This window comes from Paeniglutamicibacter quisquiliarum, assembly GCF_019084045.1.
Classification (GTDB): domain Bacteria; phylum Actinomycetota; class Actinomycetes; order Actinomycetales; family Micrococcaceae; genus Paeniglutamicibacter; species Paeniglutamicibacter quisquiliarum.
In genome coordinates this window covers 64,145-89,392 of sequence record NZ_JAHRED010000013.1, presented here as the reverse complement: position 1 = coordinate 89,392, position 25,248 = coordinate 64,145, and the positions used below count along the sequence as shown (strand labels likewise).

General features: G+C 67.5%; 22 protein-coding genes. 9 read left to right on the top strand and 13 right to left on the bottom strand.

Features of this window, described 5'->3' with window-relative positions:
• Window positions 1-15: 15 nt before the first annotated feature.
• The gene (locus KRR55_RS18510; RefSeq protein ID WP_217390787.1) at window positions 16-1,323 is read right to left on the bottom strand and encodes an MFS transporter; all 1,308 of its coding nucleotides are present in this window, start codon (window positions 1,321-1,323) and stop codon (window positions 16-18) included.
• A gap of 24 nt (window positions 1,324-1,347) precedes the next feature.
• Complete coding sequence (locus KRR55_RS18505) at window positions 1,348-2,763, bottom strand: M20 family metallopeptidase (RefSeq protein WP_217390786.1); 1,416 nt, start codon at window positions 2,761-2,763, stop codon at window positions 1,348-1,350.
• A 130-nt stretch (window positions 2,764-2,893) separates the two neighbouring features.
• Between KRR55_RS18505 and KRR55_RS18500 the strand changes: the two genes are divergently transcribed.
• Window positions 2,894-3,784, top strand: a complete 891-nt coding sequence (locus tag KRR55_RS18500) for a LysR family transcriptional regulator (protein WP_254456399.1) — start codon at window positions 2,894-2,896, stop codon at window positions 3,782-3,784.
• 26 nt (window positions 3,785-3,810) lie between these two features.
• Here the strand turns inward: KRR55_RS18500 and KRR55_RS18495 are convergent, their stop codons facing one another.
• Window positions 3,811-4,530, bottom strand: a complete 720-nt coding sequence (locus tag KRR55_RS18495) for a FadR/GntR family transcriptional regulator (RefSeq protein ID WP_217390784.1) — start codon at window positions 4,528-4,530, stop codon at window positions 3,811-3,813.
• Between the two features lie 117 nt (window positions 4,531-4,647).
• Between KRR55_RS18495 and KRR55_RS18490 the strand changes: the two genes are divergently transcribed.
• The 4 genes from KRR55_RS18490 (at window position 4,648) to KRR55_RS18475 (ending at window position 10,125) form a co-directional block, all read left to right on the top strand.
• Entirely contained in the window at window positions 4,648-6,012 is a 1,365-nt protein-coding gene (locus tag KRR55_RS18490) for an SLC13 family permease (protein WP_217390783.1), read from the top strand.
• A gap of 46 nt (window positions 6,013-6,058) precedes the next feature.
• Window positions 6,059-7,291 (top strand): CaiB/BaiF CoA transferase family protein, encoded by a 1,233-nt coding sequence (locus tag KRR55_RS18485; RefSeq protein WP_336245166.1) that lies wholly within the window; start codon window positions 6,059-6,061, stop codon window positions 7,289-7,291.
• Between the two features lie 26 nt (window positions 7,292-7,317).
• Entirely contained in the window at window positions 7,318-8,799 is a 1,482-nt protein-coding gene (locus tag KRR55_RS18480) for a carboxyl transferase domain-containing protein (protein WP_217390799.1), read from the top strand.
• Window positions 8,800-8,928: 129 nt separating this feature from the next.
• Entirely contained in the window at window positions 8,929-10,125 is a 1,197-nt protein-coding gene (locus tag KRR55_RS18475; RefSeq protein WP_217390782.1) for a siderophore-interacting protein, read from the top strand.
• Here KRR55_RS18475 and KRR55_RS18470 read toward each other — a convergent pair.
• Both KRR55_RS18470 and KRR55_RS18465 read right to left on the bottom strand, forming a co-directional pair.
• Window positions 10,122-10,469 (bottom strand): monooxygenase, encoded by a 348-nt coding sequence (locus tag KRR55_RS18470; protein WP_254456391.1) that lies wholly within the window; start codon window positions 10,467-10,469, stop codon window positions 10,122-10,124. The two genes, KRR55_RS18475 and KRR55_RS18470, sit on opposite strands and share 4 nt — an antisense overlap.
• A gap of 169 nt (window positions 10,470-10,638) precedes the next feature.
• Window positions 10,639-11,286, bottom strand: a complete 648-nt coding sequence (locus KRR55_RS18465; RefSeq protein ID WP_217390781.1) for an isochorismatase family protein — start codon at window positions 11,284-11,286, stop codon at window positions 10,639-10,641.
• A gap of 105 nt (window positions 11,287-11,391) precedes the next feature.
• On the opposite strand from KRR55_RS18465, the gene KRR55_RS18460 reads away from it, so the two are divergent.
• The gene (locus KRR55_RS18460; RefSeq protein ID WP_217390780.1) at window positions 11,392-12,339 is read left to right on the top strand and encodes a GlxA family transcriptional regulator; all 948 of its coding nucleotides are present in this window, start codon (window positions 11,392-11,394) and stop codon (window positions 12,337-12,339) included.
• Window positions 12,340-12,351: 12 nt separating this feature from the next.
• Here KRR55_RS18460 and KRR55_RS18455 read toward each other — a convergent pair whose 3' ends face one another.
• The 6 genes from KRR55_RS18455 to KRR55_RS18430 all read right to left on the bottom strand — a co-directional run bounded on the left by KRR55_RS18455 (window position 12,352) and on the right by KRR55_RS18430 (window position 19,461).
• A complete protein-coding gene (locus KRR55_RS18455; RefSeq protein WP_217390779.1) occupies window positions 12,352-12,840 on the bottom strand; it encodes a hypothetical protein in 489 nt (162 codons plus the stop codon).
• Between the two features lie 247 nt (window positions 12,841-13,087).
• Entirely contained in the window at window positions 13,088-14,479 is a 1,392-nt protein-coding gene (gene allB / locus KRR55_RS18450) for an allantoinase AllB (protein ID WP_254456390.1), read from the bottom strand.
• Window positions 14,480-14,528: 49 nt separating this feature from the next.
• Window positions 14,529-15,674 carry a glycerate kinase gene (locus tag KRR55_RS18445; RefSeq protein WP_217390778.1) on the bottom strand — a complete coding sequence of 382 codons (1,146 nt, stop codon included), beginning with the start codon at window positions 15,672-15,674 and terminating at the stop codon, window positions 14,529-14,531.
• Between the two features lie 31 nt (window positions 15,675-15,705).
• A complete protein-coding gene (gene gcl / locus KRR55_RS18440; protein ID WP_217390777.1) occupies window positions 15,706-17,511 on the bottom strand; it encodes a glyoxylate carboligase in 1,806 nt (601 codons plus the stop codon).
• 169 nt (window positions 17,512-17,680) lie between these two features.
• Window positions 17,681-18,598 (bottom strand): 2-hydroxy-3-oxopropionate reductase, encoded by a 918-nt coding sequence (locus KRR55_RS18435; RefSeq protein ID WP_217390776.1) that lies wholly within the window; start codon window positions 18,596-18,598, stop codon window positions 17,681-17,683.
• A gap of 71 nt (window positions 18,599-18,669) precedes the next feature.
• Complete coding sequence (locus KRR55_RS18430; RefSeq protein WP_217390796.1) at window positions 18,670-19,461, bottom strand: hydroxypyruvate isomerase family protein; 792 nt, start codon at window positions 19,459-19,461, stop codon at window positions 18,670-18,672.
• A 302-nt stretch (window positions 19,462-19,763) separates the two neighbouring features.
• Here KRR55_RS18430 and KRR55_RS18425 point away from each other — a divergent pair, with 302 nt between their 5' ends.
• Window positions 19,764-21,284 carry an NCS1 family nucleobase:cation symporter-1 gene (locus KRR55_RS18425; RefSeq protein ID WP_217390775.1) on the top strand — a complete coding sequence of 507 codons (1,521 nt, stop codon included), beginning with the start codon at window positions 19,764-19,766 and terminating at the stop codon, window positions 21,282-21,284.
• A 45-nt stretch (window positions 21,285-21,329) separates the two neighbouring features.
• A complete protein-coding gene (locus tag KRR55_RS18420; protein ID WP_217390774.1) occupies window positions 21,330-22,070 on the top strand; it encodes an aspartate/glutamate racemase family protein in 741 nt (246 codons plus the stop codon).
• 220 nt (window positions 22,071-22,290) lie between these two features.
• Here KRR55_RS18420 and KRR55_RS18415 read toward each other — a convergent pair whose 3' ends face one another.
• Together KRR55_RS18415 and KRR55_RS18410 are read right to left on the bottom strand one after the other, a co-directional pair.
• On the bottom strand, window positions 22,291-23,364 hold the full coding sequence (locus KRR55_RS18415; RefSeq protein ID WP_254456389.1) for an FUSC family protein: 1,074 nt from the start codon (window positions 23,362-23,364) through the stop codon (window positions 22,291-22,293).
• A gap of 99 nt (window positions 23,365-23,463) precedes the next feature.
• Window positions 23,464-24,387, bottom strand: coding sequence for a LysR family transcriptional regulator (locus KRR55_RS18410; RefSeq protein ID WP_217390773.1), 924 nt, complete (start codon window positions 24,385-24,387; stop codon window positions 23,464-23,466).
• Between the two features lie 360 nt (window positions 24,388-24,747).
• Here KRR55_RS18410 and KRR55_RS18405 point away from each other — a divergent pair, with 360 nt between their 5' ends.
• Window positions 24,748-25,239 (top strand): FBP domain-containing protein, encoded by a 492-nt coding sequence (locus KRR55_RS18405; RefSeq protein ID WP_217390772.1) that lies wholly within the window; start codon window positions 24,748-24,750, stop codon window positions 25,237-25,239.
• The last annotated feature ends 9 nt before the right edge of the window (window positions 25,240-25,248 follow it).

Here is a 25,248-nt window from a genome sequence, read left to right as displayed (position 1 = left end):
CGAGGCAACGCCGTGTCAGCGAACCCCGCGGAACTTCACGGCGGAGGCAAGGGCAACGATGCTGACGCCGGCCAGCACCGCCAGGTAGTAGCTCGGTGCCATCGCCTGTCCCGTGGCCTCGATCAGGTAGGCGCAGATCATCGGCGTGAATCCACCGAACACCGCCACCGCGGTGTTGTAGCTGAACGACAGGCCGGTCGCGCGGGTCTTGGCCGGGAAGACATCGGCCATGACCGAGGGCAGGGCGCCGAAGTAGACGGACTTCAACAGGCCCAGAACCACCATGACCAGTGCCAGCACCAGGAACGTGCGGCCCGCAATGAGCCACATGAACAGCGGAATGGTCAGCACCGCGATCGCGATCGCCGCCGGAACCATGATCCGGATCCGCCCGAACCTGTCGGAAAGGTGCCCGACCAGCGGGGTGAGGAAGGTCAGGATGACGCCGGTGAGGATCAGCGAGGTGAAGGAAATCGACGGGCTGATCCCCAGCTGCTTGATGCCGAAGGTCGGCATGTACTGGATGACGAAGTTCAGCGCGGTGGAGATCGCCAGGGCGCCGCCGGCCATGAGGACGCCGGCCTTCTGCGAGACGAAGACATCGCGCACCGGGGTGTGCTTTTCCTCCGGCGCCACCTCGGCCAGCGGCGCCTCGTCCACGTAGCGGCGGATCATCCAGCCGGCCGGTCCCACCAGCAGGCCAATGATGAAGGGGATCCGCCAGGCCCAGGCGTTCATCTCGGCCTCGCTGAACACCGAGGTCAGGATGACCACGGTGATGGCGGCCATCAATGCTCCCAGGCCCTGGCTGGCAAATTGGAAGCTGCCCAGGAATCCACGTCTTCCCTCGCCCTGCGCAATGAGGTACGAGGTGGCAGCCCCGAACTCGCCGCCGGCCGAGAAGCCCTGGATGAGCCGGCCCAGGATCAGGCCGATCGGCGCGAGGATGCCGATGGCGTCATAGCCGGGCATGAAGGCGATCACGGCGGTTCCCAGCACCATCAACCGGATGGTGAGCATCAGGCCCTTTTTCATGCCGTGGCGATCAGCGTACGAACCGAGAATCAATCCGCCCAGCGGGCGGATCAGGTAGGAGACCCCGAAGACCGCGAAGGCCTGGATCACCTCGACCGCGGGGTTGTCCGAGGGGAAGAAGTTGTGGCCGATGTAGATCGCCAACAGGGCGTAGATCGACATGTCGTACCACTCGAGGGCATTGCCGATCGTGGCGGCGGCGATGCCGCGGGCCATGGACTGCTTGCGGGGCGCCGGGGCGCCCGCCGTTTGCGGGACTGCTGCGATCTGGTTCTGACTGCGGTTCATGGGAATTCCCCTCGGGAGGCGGTGTCAGGCGTTGGCGGTGAGGACCCGGGGCGTGAACGGGCTGTTGCCGCGGACCCCCAGGTCGTGGAAGAGACCGCACATGAGCTGCAGTCCCTGGCGGGCGATCGGTTCGAGCATGTGTTCGTTCGGGGCGTGCTGGAGGCAGCCGGGGTACGAATGCGGGATCCAGAGGGTTGGCAGGCCAAGGATCGATTCGAAGACGGCGTTGGGCAGCGAACCGCCGATGTTGGGCAGGATGGTCGTCGGCAGGCCGGTGCTTTCACGCAGGGATTCGGCGGCCCAGGAAACCCACGGGTCATCGGGTTCGATCCTGCTTGCCGGGAAACTGGTCAGCACCTTGGCCCTGACCGTTGGGAAGCCGTGTTCGTCGAGCTCGCGCTGCACCTGGCCCTCGAGGTCCTGCACGTCGGTGCCCACGACGAAACGCAGCTGCAGAATGGCACGCGCGGTGCCGGGGATGGCGTTGACGGGGTTTTGCGGATCCGCCGCGCCCATGGCCAACACCTCGAGGGTGTTCCACCCGTAGACGCGTTCGGCCGGGGTCAAGCCCGGGTCCCCCCAGCCCGCATCCACGCTCGGGTCGTTCGGACCCGTGGCAACCTGGATGCCATCCAGTGCGCTGCGGACCGCGGCGGGCAGGGCGGAAGGAAGCAATGCGGGGAGCCTGATCCTGCCGTGTCCGTCGACCAGCACGCCAATGGCGGCGGCCAGGGTGGTGGCGGGATTGCGGATCAGTCCGCCCCAGTTCCCGGAGTGGTAGCTCTCCTCGCGCAGGTCGGCGGTGAGTTCGAAGGTGACCCCGCCGCGGGCCCCGAGGAAAATGGTCGGGGCCTCGGCCGAGAGCCGGGGTCCGTCCGAGGCGATGAAGACATCGGCGGCAAGCTCCTCGCGGTGGGCATCGGCGAACTCCGCCAGGTCCGGGGAACCGATTTCCTCTCCGGATTCGAAGAGGAACACGGCGTTGAACCCGAGGCTCCCGTGCGCCTCCAGCAGGAATTCCAGGGCCTTGAGGTTGACCAGGTGCTGGCCCTTGTTGTCCGCCGAGCCGCGCCCGTACCAGCGTTCGCCGGCGGCACTGAGGGTGAATGGATCCCTGCCTTCGTCCCATTGGCCTTCGTGTCCGTCGACCACGTCGGCGTGGCCGTAGCAGAGCATGGTCGGAAGATCCGGGTCCTCGATCCGGCGTCCGACAAGGAAGCTGTTGGCCCCGCCGTTCCACTCCGGGTGGATCCGGGTATCAAAGCCCAACTGTTGGAGCCTGGGAGCAATCTTGTCGGCGAGGTATGAATTCAGTTCAAGGCTGTTGGCCGAGTTCGTGCTGACGGTGCGATGCCGGACCAAGGCCGCCAGCTCCGAGAAGAATCCGCCGCCATCGACAAAAGACGCCGCCTTCTTCAAGAGTTCCTTGCGATTGTTCATGGCCGCACATCCTTTGGGTTGTTGTATCGTGAATCACACTAAGAGCTGCAGCGGTCATCCACCAGTAGCATTTTTCGCAACCCCGTTGACTTGAAGTCAAACCGGATGAAATGAGAATCGAATCGTGCAGATGCTGCCCACGTCCCTGGTCTACTTCCATGAGGTGGCCCGCACCGGCTCAATCACCGATGCGGCCGAAGCGCAGCACGTCTCGGCCTCGGCCATCAGCCGGCAAATCACCCAGCTTGAGCACTCCACCGGGGTCGCGCTGTTCCGCCGCCACCCGCGCGGAATGCAGCTGACCGATGCAGGCGTGCTCCTGCTTGCCCACACCCGCCGCAGCGAGGCGGAGGCCGAGGAACTGCTGGGCGAATTGCGCGAACAGGCCTCGGGGAAGCAGCGGACGCTGGAAATCGTCAGCTCGGAGGGCCTGGCCGCCTATCGGGTGCCGTCGGCCATCGCCGCATTCTGCCGCGAACACCAGGACGTGTCGATCCAGCTCACGGTGCTTCCGTCACCGGAGGCAACGCGCCGCATCGTCGATGGCAGTGCAGACGTGGCCATGATCTTCGCCCTGGGCCCGCAGCGCGACGTCACCGTGGAATTCTCCTGCCCGGCACCGGCCTACGCGGTGGTCGCCGCGGGCCATCCCCTGGCCGCGCACGCCAAGGTCTCGCTGGCCGAGCTCTGCCAATACCCGCTCTCGCTTCCCGCCAAGGGCATCAGCCAGCGGGAACTGTTCGACATTGCCGCCCAGATGGAGGGACTGGTCCCGCGGATCGCGATGGTCACCGACCACATCAATCCGGCCATGGAGTTCGCCCGCTCCGGCGTCGGGGCAACGCTGCTGAGCCATTTTGCCCGACGGGAGGGACTCACCGACGGGCTGTGCTTCATCCCCGTGGACCACCCGGCACTCGGCGAGCGCCGGGCACAGATCCTCACCATGCCCAGGCGCCGGCAATCGGCATTGGCCGCGGCATTCATCCAAACGATGACCCATGTCCTGCTCGAGGACTAACCAGCGGCCGCGGGCCGTCGGGGCCGCTACTTCAGCAGCGCGACGTCGGACACCAGGTCGATGTGTGCCTGCATGGCGGCGGCCGCGGCCGCCGCATCGCCGTCCTTGATCGCCCGGGCGATGACCTGGTGCGATTCAAGCGAGCGCTCCGGCCGGCCGGGCTGCCCGAGCGACTCCAACCTGGTCTCGAGCACCATTTCGGCAATGAAGGTCATGAGCTGGGCCAGCACGCGCGAATGCGCGGCGGCGGTGACCGCCTCGTGGAAGAGCTCGTCGCCGCGCTCGCCGCGGCCGCCCTCCGCAATCTCCCGCGCCATGACCTTCAGGGCCTCGTCGATGCGGTCGAGGTCCTCGTCGGTGCGCCGCTCGGCGGCCAGGGCGGCAAGCTTCACCTCCAGGGTGCTGCGCGCCTCCACGATCTCGGGAAGCCTGTTTTGGTGTTCCCGCAGGTCGCGCAGGACGGTCGCGATACTCGGCCGGTAGACCAGCACCGCCCCGGTCCCGTGCTGCACGTCAATGACACCCAGGACCTCCAGCGCCACCAGCGCCTGGGCGAGCGTGGCGCGCGAGACTCCCAGTTGCTCGGCCAGATCCCGCTCCGCCGGCAGGTGGTCGCCGGGGCCCAATTGCTCGGACTCGACGTAGCCGAGAATCTGCTTCATCAATTGCTCATAGAGCCGCGGACGCGCAACCTTGCCCAGCGATGCAGGCTTTTCCCGAGCCACGATAGACCTCCCAGCATTCATGTAATAGCTCCAATCTACACCGGACTCCCATTGACAAAGACACCTACTGTCTAGGAGGCTAGTCCAGTGTCATCGTGACTCGACTCACACCATTGGCCTTGAACAAAGGAAGCGCATATGTCCCCCGCCGTTATTTCCATCATCGTCTTGGCGGTGATGTTCTTGATTGCCACGGTGCTCCCGATCAACATGGGGGCACTGGCATTTGTTGGCGCGTTCCTCCTGGGCGCGGTCTTCCTGGGAATGGACTCCAAGGAAATCCTGGCCAGCTTCCCCGGAGGCTTGTTCCTCACCCTGGTGGGAGTCACCTATCTCTTTGCCATAGCCCAGAACAACGGGACCATCGACCTGCTGATCAACAGGGCGGTGAAACTTGTCGACAACCGCATCGCCCTGATCCCGTGGGTCATGTTCATCATCACCGCCGCCATCACCTCGGTGGGCGCCCTGGGCCCGGCGGCCGTGGCCATCATGGCCCCCATCGGCCTCAGCTTCGCCGCCAAGTACAAGATCAATCCGTTGATGATGGGCATGCTCATCGTCCACGGCGCGCAGGCCGGCGGGTTCTCACCGATTGCCGTCTACGGAGTCATCGTCAACGGGCTCATCGCCGAAACCGGCTTTGCCTTCAGCCCCACCGCGCTCTTCCTCTCCAGCTTCATCTTCAACCTCCTCATTGCACTGGTGCTCTTCATCGTCCTGGGCGGCAGGAAGCTCGCAGGCTCCAGGGCCGGGCAGCTGGCCGAACGCGTCGCCGAGGCCCGCTTGCAGGTCTCGGTCGGGGCCCGCACCGCGGACGTGGACTTCAAGGGTTCGGGCAGCGGCACCTACGGCCCCCGCGACCCGGCCGGCGACGGAGCCTCCGCCACCAAGCCGTCCCAGGAACGCTTCCCCCAGGTCATGACGATCCTGGGACTCGTCGCGCTGGCGGTCATCGCCCTGGGCTTCAAGGTCGATGTCGGCTTCGTGTCCATCACCATTGCCGTGATCCTGGCGCTGGTGAATCCCAAGGCACAAAAGGGAGCTGTCAACAAGATCAGCTGGTCCACCGTGCTGCTGATCTGCGGAATGCTCACCTTTGTCGGGGTCCTCGAGGAAGCCGGAACCATCGAGTACGTCTCCGACGGCGTCGCGAACATGGGCATGCCGCTGCTTGCGGCGCTCATGATCTGCTACATCGGCGCGGTGGTCTCGGCCTTCGCCTCGTCCACCGCGATCCTTGCGGCACTCATTCCCCTGGCGGTCCCGTTCCTCGATTCCGGTTCCGTCAGCGCCGTGGGCGTGGTCTGCGCCCTGGCGATCGCCTCCACCATCGTGGATGTCTCGCCGTTCTCCACCAACGGCGCACTTGTGCTGGCCAACGCCCCCGAGGGCACCGACAAGGACCGCTTCTACAAGCAGATCCTTGGCTACGGCGGCATCGTCGTCGCGGTCGGACCGCTGCTGGCCTGGCTCACCCTGGTCGTGCCCGGCTGGCTCTAACCGCCCTTCCCTTCTCCCCCTTCGCCACCAGTTACAAGGAGTCTTCGTGAGCACCACCGCGTACAAGACGCTGCCAACCGTTCCCTCCACAAGCACCGGACCGCTGAGCGGCTACACCGTGCTGGACCTGACCCGCGCCCTGGCCGGCCCGCATGCGGGCATGATGATGGGAGACCTCGGCGCCCGCGTCATCAAGGTCGAGACGCCCGGGACCGGGGACGACACCCGTAGCTGGGGTCCCCCGTTCGTGGGACCCGAGGAGGACCCGCAGGCCACCTACTTCCTCTCCTGCAACCGCAACAAGGAATCCATCGCCCTTGACCTCAAGAGCACGGATGGCAGGGACACGCTGTCCCGGCTCATCGAGCGCTCCGACGTGCTGATGGAGAACTTCCGCACCGGCGTCCTGGAACGCCTGGGATTCGGCATAGACGCCCTGCACTCACTCAACCCCCGGCTGGTCATCCTCTCCATCACCGGATTCGGCCACGACGGCCCCGAATCGCACCGCAGCGGATACGACCAGATCCTGCAGGGCGAGGCAGGCCTGATGTCCCTGACAGGGTCCGGCCCCGACGACCCGCAGCGCGTGGGCGTTCCCATCGCCGACCTGCTCTCGGGAATGTACGGGGCATACGGCGCCCTCGCGGCCCTGCTGGAACGCGAAAAGACCGGGAAGGGGCAGGTGGTCCGCACCTCCCTGCTGGCGGCCATCGTCGGGGTCCACGCCTTCCAGGGAACCCGGGCCACCGTGGCGGGCCAGGTTCCCCGGGCCCAGGGCAACCACCACCCGTCCATCGCCCCCTACGGGCTGTTTGGTTGCAGCAACGGCAAGGTCCAGATCAGCGTGGGCAGCCAGAAGCTGTGGCTCACCTTCGCCGCGGCCTTTGGGATCGACGGCACGCGCGCGGAATTCGCCACGAATGCCGACCGCGTCAAAAACCACGCGCTGCTGCTGGCCGAGATCGAGGCGGCCTTCGCCAGCCACGAGCCGGCGGACCTGTTGGCGAAACTGGATGCCGCCGGCATCCCCGCCGGCAAGGTCCGCACGCTGGACGAGGTCTACGCGTGGGACCAGGTCGCCGCGCAGGGCCTGCTGGTGGATGTCGAACACCCGGTGCTGGGCAAGATCACCCTGCCCGGCCCGCCGCTGCGCTTCTTCGACCCGGCCACCGAGGCCGAGACCACCCGGAGGAGCCACACCGCGCCGCCGTTGCTGGACGCCGATGCCCAGTCCATCCTGACCTGGTTGGACGGGGAAGCGCAGGTGGCGCGGTGAACGCCACGGACGTGAAGGAAAAGCGCATGACGGCGGCCGAACTCCTCGACACGGTGCTTGACCCCGGATCGTTCACCTCGTGGGACATCCCGGTCAGGCCCCCGCCCCTCGGCGCCGAATACGCCGCGGACCTCGCCGCCGCCGAGGCCAAGAGCGGCGTGGACGAATCGGTGCTCACCGGCGAGGGCCTGATCCGCGGCCGCAAGGTGGCGGTCATCGTCTCGGAATTCAGGTTCCTGGCCGGCTCCATCGGCCAGGCCGCGACCAAGCGCATCACCTCGGCCATCGAGCGCGCCACCGCCGAGGGATTGCCGCTGCTGGCCGGGCCTGCCTCCGGGGGAACCCGCATGCAGGAGGGAACCCTGGCCTTCCTCGGGATGGTCGCCATCACCGATGCGGTGCGCCGGCACAAGGAAAGCGGGCTGCCCTATCTGGTCTACCTGCGCCACCCCACCACCGGCGGGGTCATGGCCTCCTGGGGGTCCCTCGGGCACGTGACCGTCGCCGAGCCCGGCGCCCTGCTCGGGTTCCTGGGACCGCGGGTGTTCGAGACCCTCAACGGCGTGAAGTTTCCACCCAACGTCCAGGTGGCGGAGAACCTCTACCGCAAGGGGCTCATCGACGCCGTCGTGACCCCGCAGGAGTTGCCGGCGATCATCGACCGCGCCCTGCGGATCCTCCTGCCCGCCCGGGGGCGGGACACTGCGGTGGCGCCCGAGGTGCATTCGGGCACCCCGGGTGACGCGTCCGCCTGGGACTCCGTCCTGATCAGCCGCAACCCCCGGCGCCCCGACCTGCGCATGCTGCTGGCGGCCGGGGCCGATGACGCGCTGCCGCTCAACGGCACCGGCCAGGGCGAAAATGACCCGGGGCTGGGCCTGGCGCTGGCCAGGTTCGGGCAGCAGTCCTGCGTCGTGCTGGGCCACCAGCGCCCGCGGCACGCCGACACCCCTGCCATGGGACCCGCCTCGCTGCGCGAGGCCCGGCGCGGCATGCAGCTTGCCGCGGAACTCCAGCTGCCGCTGCTGACCATCATCGACACCGCCGGGGCAGCGTTGTCCAAGGAAGCGGAGGAGGGCGGACTCGCCGGGGAAATCGCGCGCTCGCTCAACGAGCTCATTGGCCTGAAGGCGCCCTCGGTGTCGGTGCTGCTGGGCCAGGGAACCGGCGGCGGGGCACTCGCGCTGCTGCCCGCCGACAGGATCATCGCGGCCCGGCATTCCTGGCTCTCTCCCCTGCCCCCCGAAGGCGCCAGCGCCATCATCCACCGCACCGCCGAATTCGCCCCGGAGGTGGCGGCAGCGCAGGGCGTGGAAGTTGCCTCGCTCGCACGCATCGGACTCGTCGACCACGTGGTGGACGAGAAGCCGGATGCCGCGCTGGAGCCGCGGGAGTTCTGCACCCGGATGGGCCTGGCCATCGAGCGGGAATTGGCCCATGCCCGCTCGATCCCGGAAGACGAGCGCCTGGCCAGGCGCCGGGCGAAGTTCCGGACCCTGGGCGGCTGAGGCCGGGGGCGGGGGGCGCGCCCGGTCCCCATCCGGGGCCGGGCGCCCGCTTGTGTCCACCCCGCATTCGGGCCAGACTCGAGGTACCGGCGAAGCCCCACGCACGCGCCGGCCGGAAGGAGCCACGACATGTCGCACCACAAGAAGCGCCGCAAGCCCTGCCCGGAGGCCGAGTCCCTGGCCACCGAGCATGCCCGTGTCTTTGAGGCCGCGGTGGAGGCCGGTCGGCGGGCCGGGCGCAAGGCGGCGAAGAGGAAGCTGAAGCGCGCGGCCAGGTATGGAGGGCTACAGCTCTCCAAGCCATTGCGCGAATCCGTGCTTCGCGACGCGGAGAAGGCCGGAGGCCGGGCCGCCTACGCGGCCGCGACCAAGGCACTGCGCCGGGCCGGTTCCCGGATGGCTCTGGCGCCGGCTCCCGGACACGCCGCAGCTGACTTCGGTTCGCCGACCGGTGCGGGGCCCGCCGCCGGAGCGGTGGCTGCTCCGCCGCGGCGCATGCCCGGATCGCAGGTCGTCATGGACGTCCTGCGCGTGGAACGGCCCAGCCGCAGCATGGTGCGCATCGTCGCCGGCGGGGAGGGCTTCGACGACTTCGAATCCAATGGCGCGGCCGACCAGTACGTCAAGCTGTACTTCACGAATCCCTCCCTGGGGCTGCTGCCGCCCTACGACTTGCGTTCGCTGCGCAAGTCGCTGCGTCGCGAGGACTTCCCGGCCTCCCGTTCGTACACGATCCGCCGTCACGACCCGGTGGCCCGGGAACTGGCCATCGAATTCTTCATCCACGAGCCCGCCGGGCCTGCCGCCGCCTGGGCCGCGGCAGCGCAGCCCGGCGACCAGCTGGTGCTCTCCAGGCCCAAGGGCAAGTTCCGTCCCGACCCGAAGGCCGAGCAGCACCTCTACGCGGCAGACGACACCGGGATCCCGGCCATCGCCGCGGCGCTGGAAAGGCTGCCGCGCACGGCATCGGGGCGGGTCTTCCTGGAGGTGGAGGGCCCGGAGGACGAACAGGAGTTCGACCTTCCGCTGCACATGGAACTCACCTGGCTCCACCGCAACGGCGAGCCCGCGGCCAGCAGCAACCTGCTGTCCGACGCGCTGCGGGACATCCCGGCCCCGCATGGACGTGTGGAGGTCCTGGCGCTGGGCGGGCGCGACGCGGTGCGCGACATCCGCAAACTGGCCTCGCATTGGGACATCGAACAGCGCCGCATCCACGTTTCCAGCTACTGGACCGCGCGCCGCCCCGGGCGAACGTGGCCCGTGCAAGCCGCCGCGGGGCCCCGGCTCGAGGCCGGGCAGCGAAGGGACGGAACGGACGACTAGGCCGAAGGTAGTCCCCGGGTGATCTGCGACAGGGATCGGTTCACCTGGAAGACCTTCCCGCGGATGCCGGTGATCCCCCATCCTGCCAGCCGCGCGCTGTGCATCGCCAGATAGGCCCGGGCGTCTTCCTCCGTGGTGAACAAGTAGATTCCCCCGGCCTCACCCGTCTCGCTGTTCTCGGTCCACAGCTTCCAGATCAGGCCGGGTTCCTGTGCGATGCTGTGGGCCAGCTCGGCATAGCCTTTGGCCATGTCCTCCCCAAAGGGCCCGTCCGAGGGGAAGTCGACCTGGACCAGCCACAAGTTCTCCCCCGCAGGGAGTGCGTCCATGTTTGTATCAGTCATTGTTTTCTTTGCCTTTCATCGTGGCGGGCACGAGGCGCCGCGGTTGAATTCATGCCGAAATGCCGCCAAGGGATCGGCGGATTCCTCCCGAAACACCATCGCATGAAAGGGCCGGGACAGTCGCAGGGAGGCCGCGGGGTGACGTGGCGTCACCCCGCAGTCCGTCGCGCTAGCTGACCGGTGCGAAGGCCGCGCGTCCCTGCACGGCGGAGGAGCCCAAATCGCCCTGGGGCAGTGCGGTGCCGCCCTCGACCGCACGTGCCCAGTCGTCGGTGATGGCGACGGCGGCAAAGTTGGAGTGCAGCAGCACCATCAGGGTTTCGTGCAACTGCCGTGCCTCGACCTGGCCGAGCTCGTTGGCCAGGTGGATGGCGCCGCTGGCGTCGGAGAGCACTTCCACGCCAAAGCCCAGCGGTTCCGCCGCAGCCGCGGTGGCCAGGTCGCAGTTGTTGGTCATGTAGCCGACCACGGTAATGGCCTCGACATCGTTGGCCCGCAGCCAGGCCTCGAAGTCGGTGCCGGCGAAGACGCTGGCGTAGCTCTTGACGAGGTGCTTCCAGGAATCCTTGCGGCGTGAGGCGATCTCGGGGTGCAGCTTCCAGCCCTCGGAGCCCTCGGCAAACACCGGAGCACCGGCCGGGTACTGGTGCTGCACCACGGCAACCGGCATGCCCTGCGCGTCGGCCAGGTCGATCGCCCGGGCGATGTTGGCCAGGGACTCGTTGCGGTCCGGGTACTGGATCGCCAAAGGCCCCTCCTCGGCAAAGTAGTCGTTTTGCACGTCGACAATGACCAGTGCGCGGCGCAGTTCAGCCATGGTGGGCTCCCATTCGTGGTGGTTGGTTGGTGACTCCAGCTTGGCATCGTGCCCCCGGGTACAGTGAGTGGCGTACATGCACGTCTTCGATGGAAACGGGCCAAGATGAAGATTGCCATCCATGCCTTTGACGGCATGACCATGTTCCACCTCGCGACCCCGCTGCTCGTCTTCGGCGAGGTTGCCCGGCTGGGCCTGGCCGATAACTGGAACACGCTGGTCTTCAACGAGCGGGGGCGTCCGGTGCGCAGCGCCGAGGGGCACCTGATTGGCGACGTCTCCGGGTCGGGGGCCGCCGAGGATGCCGACCTCGTGGTGTTCCCGTCCTGGCTCTCGGAGCTGCCCGATCCCTCCGGGGACCTGCTTCGGCTGATCCGCAACGCCCATGGGCGCGGGGCCGCGATTGCGGGCCTGTGCCTCGGCGCCTACCCGGTCGCGTGCAGCGGCGTGCTGGACGGCCGCACGGCGGTGACGCACTGGGGAGCCGCCCGGGAGGTGGCCGCCAAGCCGCATACAGTGGAATTCAATGATTCGGCCCTGTATATCGACCACGGCGATGTGCTCACCTCGGCCGGCACCGCTTCGGCCCTGGATGCCTGCCTGCACATCGTGCGCACCCACCTGGGCTCGGCGGCCGCGGCCACCGTGGCGCGGCAGATCGTCGTCGCGCCGCACCGCGACGGGGGCCAGGCCCAGTACATTGCCCGCCCGCTGCCGGATCCCGACCTGGATGGACCGCTGGGCCGGACCATCCAATGGGCGTTGGCGAACCTGGACCAGGACCTCGAGGTCGAGGCCCTGGCGGCCCACGCGACCATGAGCAAGCGCAACTTCACCCGCAGGTTCAAGGAGGTCACCGGGCTTTCCCCGGCGCGCTGGGTGCTGGGTCGCCGGCTCGACGACGCCCGCCAACTGCTGGAAACCACCAACTGGAGCGTTGCCCGCATCGCCGAGTCGTGCGGCTTCGGCAGTGCGGTGACGTTCCGCCAGAACTTCGTCGCCGCCTACTCCACCACTCCGACCTCGTACCGCACCCGCTTCACCAGCCGCTGAGCCACGGGCGCTTCAGGTCGAGGCTGCGTCCCTGGCGCGACGGAGGTTGCGCAGTTGCAACGCGAGAATGGCAATGGCATAGACCAGCGCGGGAAGCAGCGCCCAGGCCCAGTCGCCCAGCTCCACCTCGAAGGCCTCGGCCGTTGCGCCTCCCATGTTGATCCAGGCGGCCATCGGAGCGGAGCACAACCAGGCGAGCCCCACGGCGAGCATGCAGGTGCACCGGGACGTGAGCCCGAGGAACTTCGCCCCCAGCGCGCTGAACACCGCGGCCAGCGCCACGAAACTGAAGGCCACCAGCAGCAGGGTGTTGATCATCCGGAATTCGTGCAGGCCGCCGTGGCCGTTGCCGGCGAGGACGAAAAGGGTCGCGCCGGTGAGCGCTGCAGTCAGCCCCATCCCGAGGCAGTTGACCCGTTGCCAGCTCGGGGCCGGGGCGACCCCGCCCGGACCGCCCCGCGGGGTCGCGGAGGGGCGCTGCGTCCTGCCTGTCCACGCCATGGTGCTCCCCCTGGCTAGAAGTTCTTCGGCCCCACGTCGATGTGGTGCGATGCGTGGTGCAAACCCGCGCCACACCAGCATATAGTCAAACTCTTGGATAAAGCGATTGGCGGGCCGGCCCGGAGTTAAGAATACCGGGCCGCCCTGGCGACCCTCCGCACCTTCATCGCGATCACTGACCAAGGAGACGCGTTGAAGGTGGCGGGGGAAGCCGAGGCGGCCCGGAAGTTTGTGTCGCTTCGGCGGCCTAGACCTCGCCGCGGCGGATCAGCTTGCCCTGCGGGGTCTTGAAGTCGACCTCGGTGCCGCGCACGAAGGTGCGGCGGACCTTGCCCGCCAGGACCTTGCCCTGGTACGGGGAGATCGGGTTCTTGTGGTGCAGCTTGTTGACGTCGACCAGGAAGCTGTCCTCGGGTGCGAAGAAGGCGAAGTCGGCGTCGTTGCCCAGCGTGATGGCACCCTTGTGGTGCAGTCCGGCGATCTCGGCCGGGCGCTTGGACATCCAGTTCAGCACGGTTTCGAGCTTGATGCCGCGGCGCTGGGCCTCGGTCCAGATCAGCGCGAGCCCCAGCTGCAGCGAGGCAACCCCGCCCCAGGCCACGCCGAAGTCGCCGTTCTCGACGTCCTTGAGGTCGATGGTCGAGGGCGAGTGGTCCGAGACGATGCAGTCGATGATCCCGTCCTCCAGGCCCTTCCAGAGCAGTTCGCGGTTGGAGGCCTCGCGGATCGGCGGGCAGCACTTGAACGCGGTGGCGCCGTTGGGGATTTCCTCGGCCAGCAGGGTGAGGTAGTGCGGGCAGGTCTCCACGGTCAGCTTCACGCCGTCGCGCTTGGCCGATTCGATCATCGGCAGGGCGTCGGAGGAGGACAGGTGCAGGATGTGGGCGCGGGCGCCGGTCCAGCGGGCGCGCTCGATGACCTCGGCCACCGCCACGTTCTCGGCGCCGCGCGGGCGGGAGGCCAGGAACCTGTCGTAGTGGTCGCCCTCGGCGTTCGGGGCGCGGTCGATGGCGCGCGAATCCTCGGCGTGGACGAGCATCATCGAGTCGAAGGACACGATCTCGGTCATGTCCTCTTCCATCTCGTCGGGTTCGAGGTAGGGGAATTCCTCGACGCCGGAGTGGAGCAGGAAGCACTTGAAGCCGAAGACGCCGGCGTCGTGCAGCTCGCGCAGGTCGGACTTGTTGCCCGGGATGGCGCCTCCCCAGAAGCCCACGTCGACGAAGGCCTTGGGGCGGGCGGCGGCCTGCTTGAGCTCGAGGGCCTCGACGTTGACGGTCGGCGGGATGGAGTTCAGCGGCATGTCCACGATGGTGGTCACGCCGCCCGCGGCGGCGGCCTTGGTGGCGGATTCGAAGCCCTCCCACTCGGTGCGGCCCGGCTCGTTGACGTGCACGTGGGTGTCGACCAGGCCCGGGATCAGCACCTCCTCGGCGCTGAGCTCGATGAGCTGCGCGCCGGAGAGGTTGTTGCCCAGGGGCTCGATGGCGACGATCTTGCCGTCGCGGATGCCGATTTCGCGGGCGACGGTTCCGGCGCCCGTGACGATCCGCTCGCCGCGGATCACCAGGTCGAAGTCCGCGCCTGTGTTTTCTTCCGACCGTGGCGTCGTTGCCTCGGTGAGCTCGGTGTTGCCCATGGTCTCGTCCTTACATCTCGTGCGTTGGAAAATGCGGTGGTAAGCGGGGTTACGCGGTGGCCGCGTGGGTGGCCAGGAATTCTTCGGCCAAGAGGGTCGCCGCCCGTTGCACAAGTGGTCCACCCTCACTCATGCAACGGGCAACATCTGGTTCCAGCTCGAGCAGCGACCTGACCGCGGTGAAGCCCGCGTCGGTTGCCTGCTCGGCGGAAAGTTGGTTGCGTCCACAAATTGCGTAGACGGGGATGCCGTGGGCGGCGGCCAGCTGGGCCACGCCCACCGGCGTCTTGCCCTCCAGCGACTGGGTGTCGAGGCTGCCCTCGCCGGTGAACACCGCGACGGCCCCGGACAGCGCCTCTTCCAGGCCGGTCAGCTCCAGCACCACGTCGATGCCGCGGCGCCGGGTGGCTCCCAGCACGGCCATCGCGGCGAAGCCCACGCCGCCGGCGGCCCCGGCACCGGCGGATGCGGCAAGCGCGTTGATCCGATCGGCGCCGAGCCCGCGGCCCAGCACCTGCGCCCAACGGCCCAGTGCCGCATCGAGGTCCGGCACCTGCTCCGGGCTTGCGCCCTTTTGCGGGGCGAAGACGCGGGCGGCCCCGTTGGGTCCGGTCAGCGGGTTCTCCACGTCGGCGGCGAGGGTGAAGGAGGTCGTGGCGATCCGCGGATCCAGGGCACCGAGCTCGACGCGCTCCAGGGCGCCAAGCGCCCCGCCGCCGAGCGGCAGCTCGTTGCCCTGCTCGTCCAGCAGCCTGGCACCGAGTCCCTGGAGCATGCCGGCCCCGCCGTCGGTGCAGGCGCTTCCGCCCACGCCGAGGATGACCTGGGTTGCCCCGGCGTCCAGGGCCGCGGCGATCAGTTCGCCGGTGCCGCGGCTCGTGGCCCCGAGCGCATCCTTCCCGCCGGGCAGCCGGTCCAGGCCGGAGGCCTCGGCCATCTCCACGACGGCCACCTCGCCCCGGATCCCGAAGGCCGCGCGCACCGGCTCCCCGGTGGGCCCGGCGACCGTCGCATGGTGCAGCTCGAAGCCGCATTGGGCGGCGGCGGCGAGGGTTCCCTCGCCGCCGTCGGCGACGGGCACCGCGAGCGTGCGAGCCTCGGGCATTGCCGCGCGCACCCCCGCCTCGATGGCGGCGGCAACCTGCGCGCCAGTGAGCGATCCCTTGAACTTGTCCGGTGCCACTACTACCAACATGGTGTGCCGCCTCCTCTCGTGTGGTTCTTGCCTAGACCGATGCGCCCGCGTGGACACCGTGCGATGCTTCCAGCGGGGCCAGCGCCGTGGGGGCGTCGGCCGCCGCGGTGGCCAGGTCCTCGAACTCGTTGACTGCATCCAGTTCAGCACCCATGGCGATGTTTGTCACACGCTCCAGGATGACCTCGACCACGACGGGCACCTGGAACTCCGCGGCCAGGCGTCCGGCCTCGGCGAAGCCCTCGGCCAGCTTGGACGGGTCCTCCACGCGCACCGCCTTGCAGCCCAGGCCCTCGGCGACCTTGACGTGGTCAACGCCGTAGCCGTTGGTTTCCGGGGAGTTGATGTTTTCGAAGCCCAGCGAGACGTGGTAATCCATCTCGAAGGGACGCTGGGACTGGCGGATCAGGCCCAGGTAGGAGTTGTTGACCACGACGTGGATGTAGGGCAGCTTGAACTGCGCGCCGACGGCCAGTTCCTCGATCATGAACTGGAAGTCGTAGTCGCCCGAGAGCGCAACGACGGTGGAGTTCGGCTTGCCGCGCACCACGCCCAGGGCCGCGGGACCGGTCCAGCCCAGCGGGCCGGCCTGGCCGGCGTTGATCCACTGCCGCGGGCCGTAGACGTGCAGCATCTGCGCCCCGGCGATCTGCGACAGGCCGATGGTGGAGACGTAGGTGGTGTCGCGGCCGAAGGCCTCGTTCATTTCCTGGTAGACGCGCTGCGGCTTGATCGGCATGTTCTCGAAGTTGGTCTTGCGGTGCAGCGTGCCCTTGCGGGCGGTGCACTGATCGGCCCACGCCGAGTAGTCCGGCAGGGTGCCTGCGGCCTTGCGGTCGCGGGCCGCGGCCAGCAACTGGTCGATCGCCGCCCCTGCATCGGAGATGATGCCCAGATCCGGGGAGAAGACCCGGCCGATCTGGGTGCCCTCGATGTCGATGTGCACGAACTTGCGGCCCTTGCGGTAGGTGTCCAGGCCGCCGGTGTGGCGGTTGGCCCAGCGGTTGCCCAGGCCCAGCACGAAGTCGGAGGCCAGGAAGGAGACGTTGCCGTAGCGGGTGTGGGTCTGGATGCCGACCATGCCCGACTGCAGGCGGTGGTCATCGGGAATGGTGCCCCAGCCCATCAGGGTCGGGGAGACCGGGATGTTCAGCAGTTCGGCCAGCTCGACGAGCTTGCCCGAGGCGTTGGCGTTGATGACGCCTCCGCCGGCAATGATCATCGGGTGCTTGGAGGCGACCAGCAGGTCCAGGACCTTCTCGGCCTGGCCGCGGGTGGCTGCCGGCTTGTCCGGGACCAGCGGCTCGTAGGCGTCGATGTCGAATTCGATCTCGGCCATCTGCACGTTGATCGGCAGGTCCAGCAGGACCGGGCCCGGGCGTGCCGAGCGCATGATCTGGAAGGCCTTGGCGAAGTAGCCCGGGACCAGGCCCGGCTCCAGGATGGTGGCGGCGAACTTGGTGACCGGCTTGGCAATGGACTCGATGTCCACGGCCTGGAAGTCTTCCTTGTGCAGCTTGTCGGTCGGCGCCTGTCCGGTGATGCAGAGCATCGGGATGGAGTCGGCGATCGCGGCGTAGAGGCCGGTGATCATGTCGGTGCCGGCGGGGCCCGAGGTGCCCAGGCACAACCCGATCTTGCCGGTGGCACGGGAGTAGCCGTCGGCCATGTGGCTGGCGCCCTCGACGTGGCGGGCCAGCGTGTGGCGGATGGTGCCGCGGCGCTGCATGGCCGAGTACAGGGGGTTGATGGCCGCACCGGGCAGCCCGAAGGCCTCGATGGCGCCTTCCTTTTCCAGAATCAGGACAATTGCATCAACGACGCGCAACTTTGCCATGGTGTAGAGCTCCTTGTGTCAATCCCCGGCGCCGGCGCTTGCCTGGCGGGGGGAGGGTGTGGGTTTAGGTGGACCGATGGCGCACAGCGGTTGCTTGCCGCGAAGGATCCCTGGGGCGGATGGAAAGGTGCAGGCTTCCGGGCCTGCACCGCACCGACTGCCCTGCTTGCTAGCTGGCGGCCACGGGTTCGGCCGGCACGTCGGCGGATCCGCTGAGGCGTTGTACGCCGCGGAAGAGCCCGGAGTGGTCAAGTGCGCCGTCGCCGCTGGCCACGGTGGAGGCCACGAGCTGGGCGACAAGGGCGCCGAGCGGAAGCACGACGCCTGCCTCGCGGGCAGCGGAGGTCACGATGCCCATGTCCTTGTGGTGCAGGGCCAGGCGGAAGCCGGGCTCGAAGGACCGGTCAAGGATCTTCTGGCCCTTCTGGTCCAGGACCTTGGATCCGGCGAGCCCGCCACCCAGGACCGTCAGCGCGGCATCGGTGTCCACGCCGTAGGCCTCAAGGAACACCACGGCCTCGGAAAGCGCCTGGATGTTCGCCGCGACGATCAGCTGGTTTGCCGCCTTAACGGTCTGGCCGGAGCCCGAGGGGCCCACCAGCACGATGGTCTTGCCCACGGCATTGAAGACCGCCTCGGCGTCGGCGAAGTCTGCTTCCTCGCCGCCGACCATGATGGAGAGCACGCCGCCGATGGCGCCGGCCTCGCCGCCGGAGACCGGTGCGTCGAGCGGGCGGAGGCCCGCGGCGCGGGCCTCGTCGGAGAGGCGTGCCGCCACGTCGGGACGGATGGAGGAGTTGTCGATCCACAGGGCGCCGGACTTGGCGTGCGCGAAGACCCCGGCCTCGCCGGTGACGACGGCTTCGACGTCGGCGGAGTCCGGGACCATGGTGATGATGACGTCGGCGTGGGCCACTGCCTCGGGGATGGACCCGGAGCCCTTGCCACCGGCGGCCACGAGTTCGGCGGTCTTTTCCGGGCTGCGGTTGTAGCCGGTGACCTCGAAGCCTGCCTTGGCCAGGTTGATGGCCATGGGAAGGCCCATGATGCCCAGGCCGATGAATGCGATCTTGTGCGTGTTCGACATGCCGTGCTCCTGAAAACTTGTGCGTGCTGGTGGCTTGGGCAGCGTGTGCCCGAAAGTGCTTGGGGTGCCGGTTAGGCGGGCTGGCGGATGAGCCAGTTGAAGGCCTCGGCGTGGGCGGCCTTGTACTCCAGGGCGACGCCGCCGGCGTAGCCGAGGTCGCGGGACCGGGTGATCCATTCGCCCAGCGGCAGCGTTCCGGTGCCCGGTGCCCCGCGTCCCGGATCGTCGGCGATCTGGATGTGGCCGAATTCGTGGGCGTGGCCCTCGATCAGCGCGGCGACGTCGTCGCCGTTGACGGCCAGGTGGTAGAAATCGGCCAATAGCTTGACGTTGGCTGCCCCCGCGGCGTGGACCTTCTCGAGGACGAAGAACGCGTCGGCGGAGGTCTTCAGCGGGTAGGCCTCGGAGCCCGAGATCGGTTCGAGCAGCACGGTGCCGCCGATGCGTGCCACCCCGTTGGCCGCGGCGACCAGGTTGGAAACGGCCAGCTTGTCGTGCGCCTGGCCGTCGATCCCGGGCTGCCGGTTTCCATACAGGGCGTTGAAGCCCTTGCAGCCGGTGGCCTCGCCAATGCCTGCCACGACGTCGATGTTGTCGAGGAACTCGGATTCGCGTCCGACCCAGGAAACCAGTCCGCGGTCCCCGGCCGGCATGTCGCCGGCGAAGAAGTTCAGGCCCTCGAGGGTGACGCCTGCGTCCTTGATCGAGGCCACGAAGGCGTCGACCTCGGAGTCGGCGGGTACGGCCGTGGCAAACGGCCACCAGAATTCAACGCTGTCGAAGCCCGCCGCCTTGGCCGCGGCGGCGCGCTCCAGCAGGGGGAGCTCGGTGAGCAGGATTGAACAGTTGACGGTGTAGGCCATCTTCGACTCCTTCATGGTTCCAACTTCCATATTGTGAAATATGTTTATTGCTTGATGAGAACTCTAGCGAGTGGGCTGAGTCACTGTCAAGGGCCCGAGTCACCCGCACCCACCTGCCCGCCATCACGCCCCGGGCGACCAGAGTCGGTGCAAATCGGCCGTGACCAGTCAAATCCAGGCCGAATGATTTCTCCAGGAATTCCACCTGATGAAAATCCTTTTCTTTTACATGGAATCGTGCCATCATCGATCCACGAAGTAATCTCCGTCACACCCCCCTGTGGTGAAAGGTACGAGTTCTCATGACCCATCCAGATGTGCGCACAGCGACGTCAGAATCCAGCGTCCCGCCCGTGGTCCAGCACGAACTGAATCCCCATGGGCTCAGCGCGTCGCTATACAACAGCGACCTGGCACCAACCACCAAGGCGGGAAGGACCTGGTCCAGCTACAGCATCTTCACGCTGTGGGCCAACGACGTCCATTCCCTGGGGAACTACGCATTTGCGATTGGGCTCTTTGCACTCGGCCTGGGCGGCTGGCAGATCCTGCTGGCCCTGGGCTTCGGCGCAGTCCTGCTCTTTGGGCTGTTGAATTTTTCCGGCTTCATGGGCGAAAAGACCGGCGTCCCGTTCCCGGTCATGAGCCGCATTGCCTTCGGCATCCGCGGAGCACAGATCCCGGCCCTCCTGCGCGGTGCCGTGGCGATCGCCTGGTTCGGCATCCAGACCTACCTTGCATCCGTGGTGCTCGTGGTGATGATCCTGGCCGTCGCCCCGTCCGCCGCGAGCCTTAACTCCAACAGCTTCCTGGGCCTTTCCACCCTGGGCTGGATCTGCTTCGTCGCCCTGTGGGCACTGCAGCTGGTCATCGTCAGCTACGGCATGGAAATGATCCGCAAGTACGAGGCCTTCGCCGGCCCGGTCATCCTCGTCACCATGGGCGCGCTCGCCATCTGGATGTTCATCCAGGCCGGCGGCTCCATCGCATGGTCAACCGGCGACGCCAAGACCGGCGTCGACATGTGGCTCGGGATCCTCGGCGGCGGTGCCCTGTGGGTCTCCATCTACGCCACCTTCGTGCTGAACTTCTGCGACTTCACCCGCAGCGCCCGTTCCAAGGGCTCGATCGTTCGCGGCAACTTCTGGGGCATCCCGCTGAACATGCTGCTCTTCGGCGTGATCGTCGTGGTCATGACCGGTGCGCAGTTCAAGATCGACGGAACCATCATCGACAGCCCCTCAGACGTCGTTGCCGCCATCCCCAACACCTTCCTGCTGCTGGCAGCATCGGCGGCCCTGCTGATCCTGACCATTGCGGTGAACCTGATGGCCAACTTCGTCGCCCCGATCTATGCGCTGACGAACCTCTTCCCCAAGGTGCTGAACTTCCGCCGTGCCGGCATCATCTCCGGCGTCATCGGCCTGTTGATCCTGCCGTGGAACCTCTACAACTCCCCCGCCGTCATCACCTACTTCCTCGGCGGCCTGGGCGCCCTGCTCGGCCCCCTGTTCGGCATCATCATGGCCGACTACTGGATCCTGCGCCGTGCCCGGATCAACATCCCGGACCTGTACCGCACCAACCCGGAGGGCACGTACTTCTTCACCCGCGGCGTGAACTTCCGCGCCATCATCGCCCTGGGCATCTCCGCCGTTGCGGCACTGATCCTGGCCTTCTCCCCTGCACTGGGCCACGTCTCGGCCTTCGCCTGGTTCATCGGCTCCGGCCTCGGCGCCCTCGTCTACCTGGCCATCGCCAAGCGCGGCCAGGTCCACCAGGACGTCGACGGCGAGACCATCGCCGTCGCTCCCACCCACTAGGGCCCACCGCCCGCTTCAGATCCACCGCCACACAGGAGTTACCCCATGCGCATTCTGGTCCTCAACGTCAACACCACCGCGTCCATGACCCGGTCCATCGGCGACTCCGCCCGCTCGGCGGCGTCCCCGGGCACCGAGATCGTCGAACTGACCCCTGACTTCGGCGCCGATTCCTGCGAGGGAAACTTCGAGAGCTACCTCGCCGCCATCGCCGTGATGGATAAGGTCGTGAACTACACCGAGCCCTACGACGCGGTCATCCAGGCCGGCTACGGAGAACACGGCCGCGAGGGCCTGCAGGAACTGCTTGATGTCCCGGTCGTGGACATCACCGAGGCCGCGGCCTCCACCGCCCAGTTCCTAGGGCACAAGTACTCCGTGGTCACCACGCTGGACAGGACGGTTCCGCTGATCGAGGACCGGCTGAAGTTGGCGGGCCTCACCGACCGCTGCGCCTCGGTCCGCGCCAGCGGGCTGGGCGTGCTCGAGCTCGAATCCGATCCCGAACGCGCCGTGGCCGCCATCGTGGAGCAGTCGCGCCAGGCGGTGGAGAACGACAAGGCCGAGGTCATAGTGCTCGGCTGCGGCGGCATGGCGGAGCTCGAGGCCAAGGTCGCCGAGGCGACCGGCGTGCCGATCGTGGACGGCGTGCGCGCCGCGGTGACCATCGCCGAATCTTTGGTCCGGCTGGGGCTGAGCACCTCCAAGGTGCGCACCTACGCCACCCCGCGACCCAAGGTCGTCACCGGCTGGCCGATCACCAAGGCCGCCGTCAACGCCCGCTAGCACCACGCCCCGGCACCGCGCCGAAACCGCCTGGCTGCCTCCCTCGCCTAGTCGAGGGAGGCAGTCTTTTGCCCGGGTAGCAGGGCGGCAAGCCTCTGCATGCCCTCGGGAATGCGCTCGGCGGGGATCACCCCGAAACCGACCCGGATGAATCCCTGACCATCCTCCGAGTTCGAGAAAAAGTGGTGACCACGGCCGATTCGTGCCCCCACGCCCGGGCTCAGCGCAAGGGGTTCCGCGACGTCCCCGGTTCGCGGATGAATACGGCAACCAGCACGCCGGCGGCGGCCCCAATGGCCGTCTCCACGGCCCGGTCGGCCATGAGGATGCCGGGATCAGTTGGTGCCGCCAGATAGGTCATGACCAGGACCAGCGGCGTAAAGAAGACCAGGGCGAACCCGTAGTGGCGCGCCATAAACAACTCGCTCGGGAACTGCAGCGCGACCACCAGCAGCCCCAGCACCATGACGGATGGCCGGGGTAGGAGAACCAGGGCCGTCAGCCCCACTCCGGCAAGAGTTCCGAACACCCGGTGGATGCCGCGTTGGACGCGCGCCCCAAGAGTCTCTGCGGCCAGCGGAACAGCTCCCGCGGCCATGGCCCAGTAGGGGTGCCCGATACCCATGAGGATTCCTGCGGCACCGGCGGTGCCGACGGCCAGGACATAGCGCAGTGCGTGGACGAGGACAGCGGCCGAAACGGTGGGCACCACCGGCCGGCCGGCCCCCGACGCCCAGGTCTGGGCGCCGAACCAGCCGGCAAACCCGACCATTGCGGCGAAGCCGGCCGAGCCAACGCAGGCGATTGCGGCGCCCCACCACGGCACCGCCAGCGGAACAGAGGCACAGGCGCCGAGGGCAAAGAGGCAAAAGAATGGGCCCGCGGGCTTGAGCCTGTACCTGTCGGCGAAGAGCGAGCCCACACCCGCGATGAAGGCCTCGGTCAGGACGAGCGTCCAAGGCCTCACACCCAGGGCGGACAATCCAATGCCGATCAGGGTTCCTCCCACGAGCAGCACAGCCGCCTGAGCTTGGTGGACGAGCCTCATTTGGTGCGGTTCGTTCCTGCCATACATGCCGATGAAGGCGCCGAAGACGGCATAAATGATCAGGCCCGGCCTGCCAAGGGCCAACAGTCCCAGCGAGGGGACGGCGACGCTCAGCCCGACGCGCCATGCGGACATCCGGTCGCCCTGGGCCGGGCCCAGGGCCAGCAAGGAACGTCGAACGGTTGCACGTCGGGGAGCAGCGCCACCTTGTGGCCCCATTACCCGGACCCCCGTCATCTTTGCCATTTCGCCTCCCACGCAAGGGCACCGTGCCCCGGGGAACCACTTTGCGCCCCTAAGCAATCGGCGTCAAAGAGGCAACCGTGATGGTTAGATAAGCAGTGCCTATCGCTTATGTTCGTCCGGCAGGTGTTCCAGGAATGTGAGATCCGTCGATTCGACCACGGATGCCAGGGCACGCACGAGTATCGGTGTCGGATCCCGGGCGAGGGTGAGCAAGCCGACCGGAACGCATCGCTCCGGGCCCACCAACGGGACGGCGTGCAAATTGGCAGGTACCCCGAAGGCATGCAGCCAAGCCGCGGGCACGACGGTTGCCCATGAACCCGTCGTCACATGGGCAAAGAGCGAGGCCACCGAGTCGGTTTCCAGCCGTGGCTCCGGGCTGATTCCCACCTCGGCGAAGATGTCGTCGAGGCGCCGCCGTCCCTGCATGCTGGGGGCCAGCAGGCAAAGCGGGAGTGCCGCAGCTTGCGTCCACGTGGCAGAGACGGCCGGCGGCGAGCCCGCATCCGTCGCGGTCAGCAGGACGTATCGTTCCCGGTACAGCGGGAACACCCGGAATTCGTCGGGCACAGGGTCCTGGATGTAGGTGATTCCGGCATCGATTTCGTAGGACCTCAACCGCGCCACAACGTCGTCGGATGTCAGGTTGGAAACCACTTGGACGCGCGCCAAGGGGTGCGAATCGCAAAATGGCGCGTTGAGCAGCGACACCGCGATCGAGGCGGTGGGAATGGATCCGAAGCGAAGCTGGCCGCGGACGCCGGTGCGCATCGCACCGATCTCGTCGTTCATCGCGTCCCGGTCTGCAAGGATTTTCCGGGCCCAGAGGACAAGTTCCTGCCCCTCGGCGGTCAGGCCCTCGAACTTGTTGCCACGGCGGATCAGCGGAACATCAAGCTCCTTTTCCAGTTTCCGGATTCCCTCCGACAGTGCCGGCTGGGACACCGAACAGGATTGCGCGGCGCGCACGAAGTGTCGCTCTCGAGCGAGGGCGACCATGTACTCGAGTTGCCGGATAAACATATGACCGGTCTACAGCATCGTGAACCGATGTTCCACTTCCCCGCTGCGGAGGCTGCGGTGCGCCCAGTCGCGTCCGACAGAGCGCGGGCAGCGTGGGCGTATACTTTTTCGCATGTCCATTGTGATCTCGACCCAACCGCCCCGCGGGCGTTCGGAGGTAGCCGGCGTCTTTTCCGCCGGCTCGAGATAAGGCTGTCCACTTTCGGTGATTCTTCGCGCCCATTTGGCGCGCCCACATCCGCTGCCGGGTTCTCGGCGACTCGTCGCCCGACCGCGCGCGGATCTTTTGCCCCACCCGAAGCATGCCCCCTCCCTTCGCCGCGGCGACGAGGCGGCACGACAGTCAGGCCCAGAACTTCCATGCATTCACTTTCCGAAAAACAGATCCGTTCATCCTTCATCAATGCCTCGCTGCGCGAGCGCAAGGCCATCACGCTCCCGGAGAACTTCGACTCCCTGGATTGGGACACCCTCGAGTTCCTGGGGTGGCGGGATCCGAAGCTGCCCTTGGTCGGTTATGTCGTCACCGTCCTTGACGATGCGCCCGTGGGCATCATGTTCCGCAAGACCGAGGGCAAGATCCGCAACCGGCCGCAGTGCTCGTGGTGCGAGGACGTTGACCTGCCCAACGACGTGGTGTTTTTCAACGCCAGGAAGGGTGGCCAGGCCGGCCGCGACGGCGACACCATCGGCATCCTGGTGTGCGCCGAGTTCCAGTGCCCCGCCAACGTCCGCATGATGAAATCGCTGCCCTACCTCGGTTTCGATCGCGAGGCGGAGGTCAATCGGCGCATCGACGTGCTGCGGGAACATGTGCTGAACTTCGCCAGGCGCGTGCGCGACAACGCCTGATCCCGGGGT

What these genes read in the sequence shown, in the direction of transcription:
- KRR55_RS18505 (WP_217390786.1), bottom strand. Translation starts at nt 2,763, where the DNA reads ATGAACAATCGCAAGGAACTCTTGAAGAAGGCGGCGTCTTTTGTCGAT.
- KRR55_RS18405 (WP_217390772.1), top strand. Translation starts at nt 24,748, where the DNA reads ATGCATTCACTTTCCGAAAAACAGATCCGTTCATCCTTCATCAATGCC.
- KRR55_RS18435 (WP_217390776.1), bottom strand. Translation starts at nt 18,598, where the DNA reads ATGTCGAACACGCACAAGATCGCATTCATCGGCCTGGGCATCATGGGC.
- KRR55_RS18490 (WP_217390783.1), top strand. Translation starts at nt 4,648, where the DNA reads ATGTCCCCCGCCGTTATTTCCATCATCGTCTTGGCGGTGATGTTCTTG.
- KRR55_RS18480 (WP_217390799.1), top strand. Translation starts at nt 7,318, where the DNA reads ATGACGGCGGCCGAACTCCTCGACACGGTGCTTGACCCCGGATCGTTC.
- KRR55_RS18460 (WP_217390780.1), top strand. Translation starts at nt 11,392, where the DNA reads ATGAAGATTGCCATCCATGCCTTTGACGGCATGACCATGTTCCACCTC.
- KRR55_RS18470 (WP_254456391.1), bottom strand. Translation starts at nt 10,469, where the DNA reads ATGACTGATACAAACATGGACGCACTCCCTGCGGGGGAGAACTTGTGG.
- KRR55_RS18455 (WP_217390779.1), bottom strand. Translation starts at nt 12,840, where the DNA reads ATGGCGTGGACAGGCAGGACGCAGCGCCCCTCCGCGACCCCGCGGGGC.
- allB (WP_254456390.1), bottom strand. Translation starts at nt 14,479, where the DNA reads ATGGGCAACACCGAGCTCACCGAGGCAACGACGCCACGGTCGGAAGAA.
- KRR55_RS18425 (WP_217390775.1), top strand. Translation starts at nt 19,764, where the DNA reads ATGACCCATCCAGATGTGCGCACAGCGACGTCAGAATCCAGCGTCCCG.
- KRR55_RS18495 (WP_217390784.1), bottom strand. Translation starts at nt 4,530, where the DNA reads ATGAATGCTGGGAGGTCTATCGTGGCTCGGGAAAAGCCTGCATCGCTG.
- KRR55_RS18410 (WP_217390773.1), bottom strand. Translation starts at nt 24,387, where the DNA reads ATGTTTATCCGGCAACTCGAGTACATGGTCGCCCTCGCTCGAGAGCGA.
- KRR55_RS18430 (WP_217390796.1), bottom strand. Translation starts at nt 19,461, where the DNA reads ATGGCCTACACCGTCAACTGTTCAATCCTGCTCACCGAGCTCCCCCTG.
- KRR55_RS18510 (WP_217390787.1), bottom strand. Translation starts at nt 1,323, where the DNA reads ATGAACCGCAGTCAGAACCAGATCGCAGCAGTCCCGCAAACGGCGGGC.
- KRR55_RS18500 (WP_254456399.1), top strand. Translation starts at nt 2,894, where the DNA reads ATGCTGCCCACGTCCCTGGTCTACTTCCATGAGGTGGCCCGCACCGGC.
- KRR55_RS18475 (WP_217390782.1), top strand. Translation starts at nt 8,929, where the DNA reads ATGTCGCACCACAAGAAGCGCCGCAAGCCCTGCCCGGAGGCCGAGTCC.
- KRR55_RS18415 (WP_254456389.1), bottom strand. Translation starts at nt 23,364, where the DNA reads ATGGCAAAGATGACGGGGGTCCGGGTAATGGGGCCACAAGGTGGCGCT.
- KRR55_RS18420 (WP_217390774.1), top strand. Translation starts at nt 21,330, where the DNA reads ATGCGCATTCTGGTCCTCAACGTCAACACCACCGCGTCCATGACCCGG.
- gcl (WP_217390777.1), bottom strand. Translation starts at nt 17,511, where the DNA reads ATGGCAAAGTTGCGCGTCGTTGATGCAATTGTCCTGATTCTGGAAAAG.
- KRR55_RS18465 (WP_217390781.1), bottom strand. Translation starts at nt 11,286, where the DNA reads ATGGCTGAACTGCGCCGCGCACTGGTCATTGTCGACGTGCAAAACGAC.
- KRR55_RS18445 (WP_217390778.1), bottom strand. Translation starts at nt 15,674, where the DNA reads ATGTTGGTAGTAGTGGCACCGGACAAGTTCAAGGGATCGCTCACTGGC.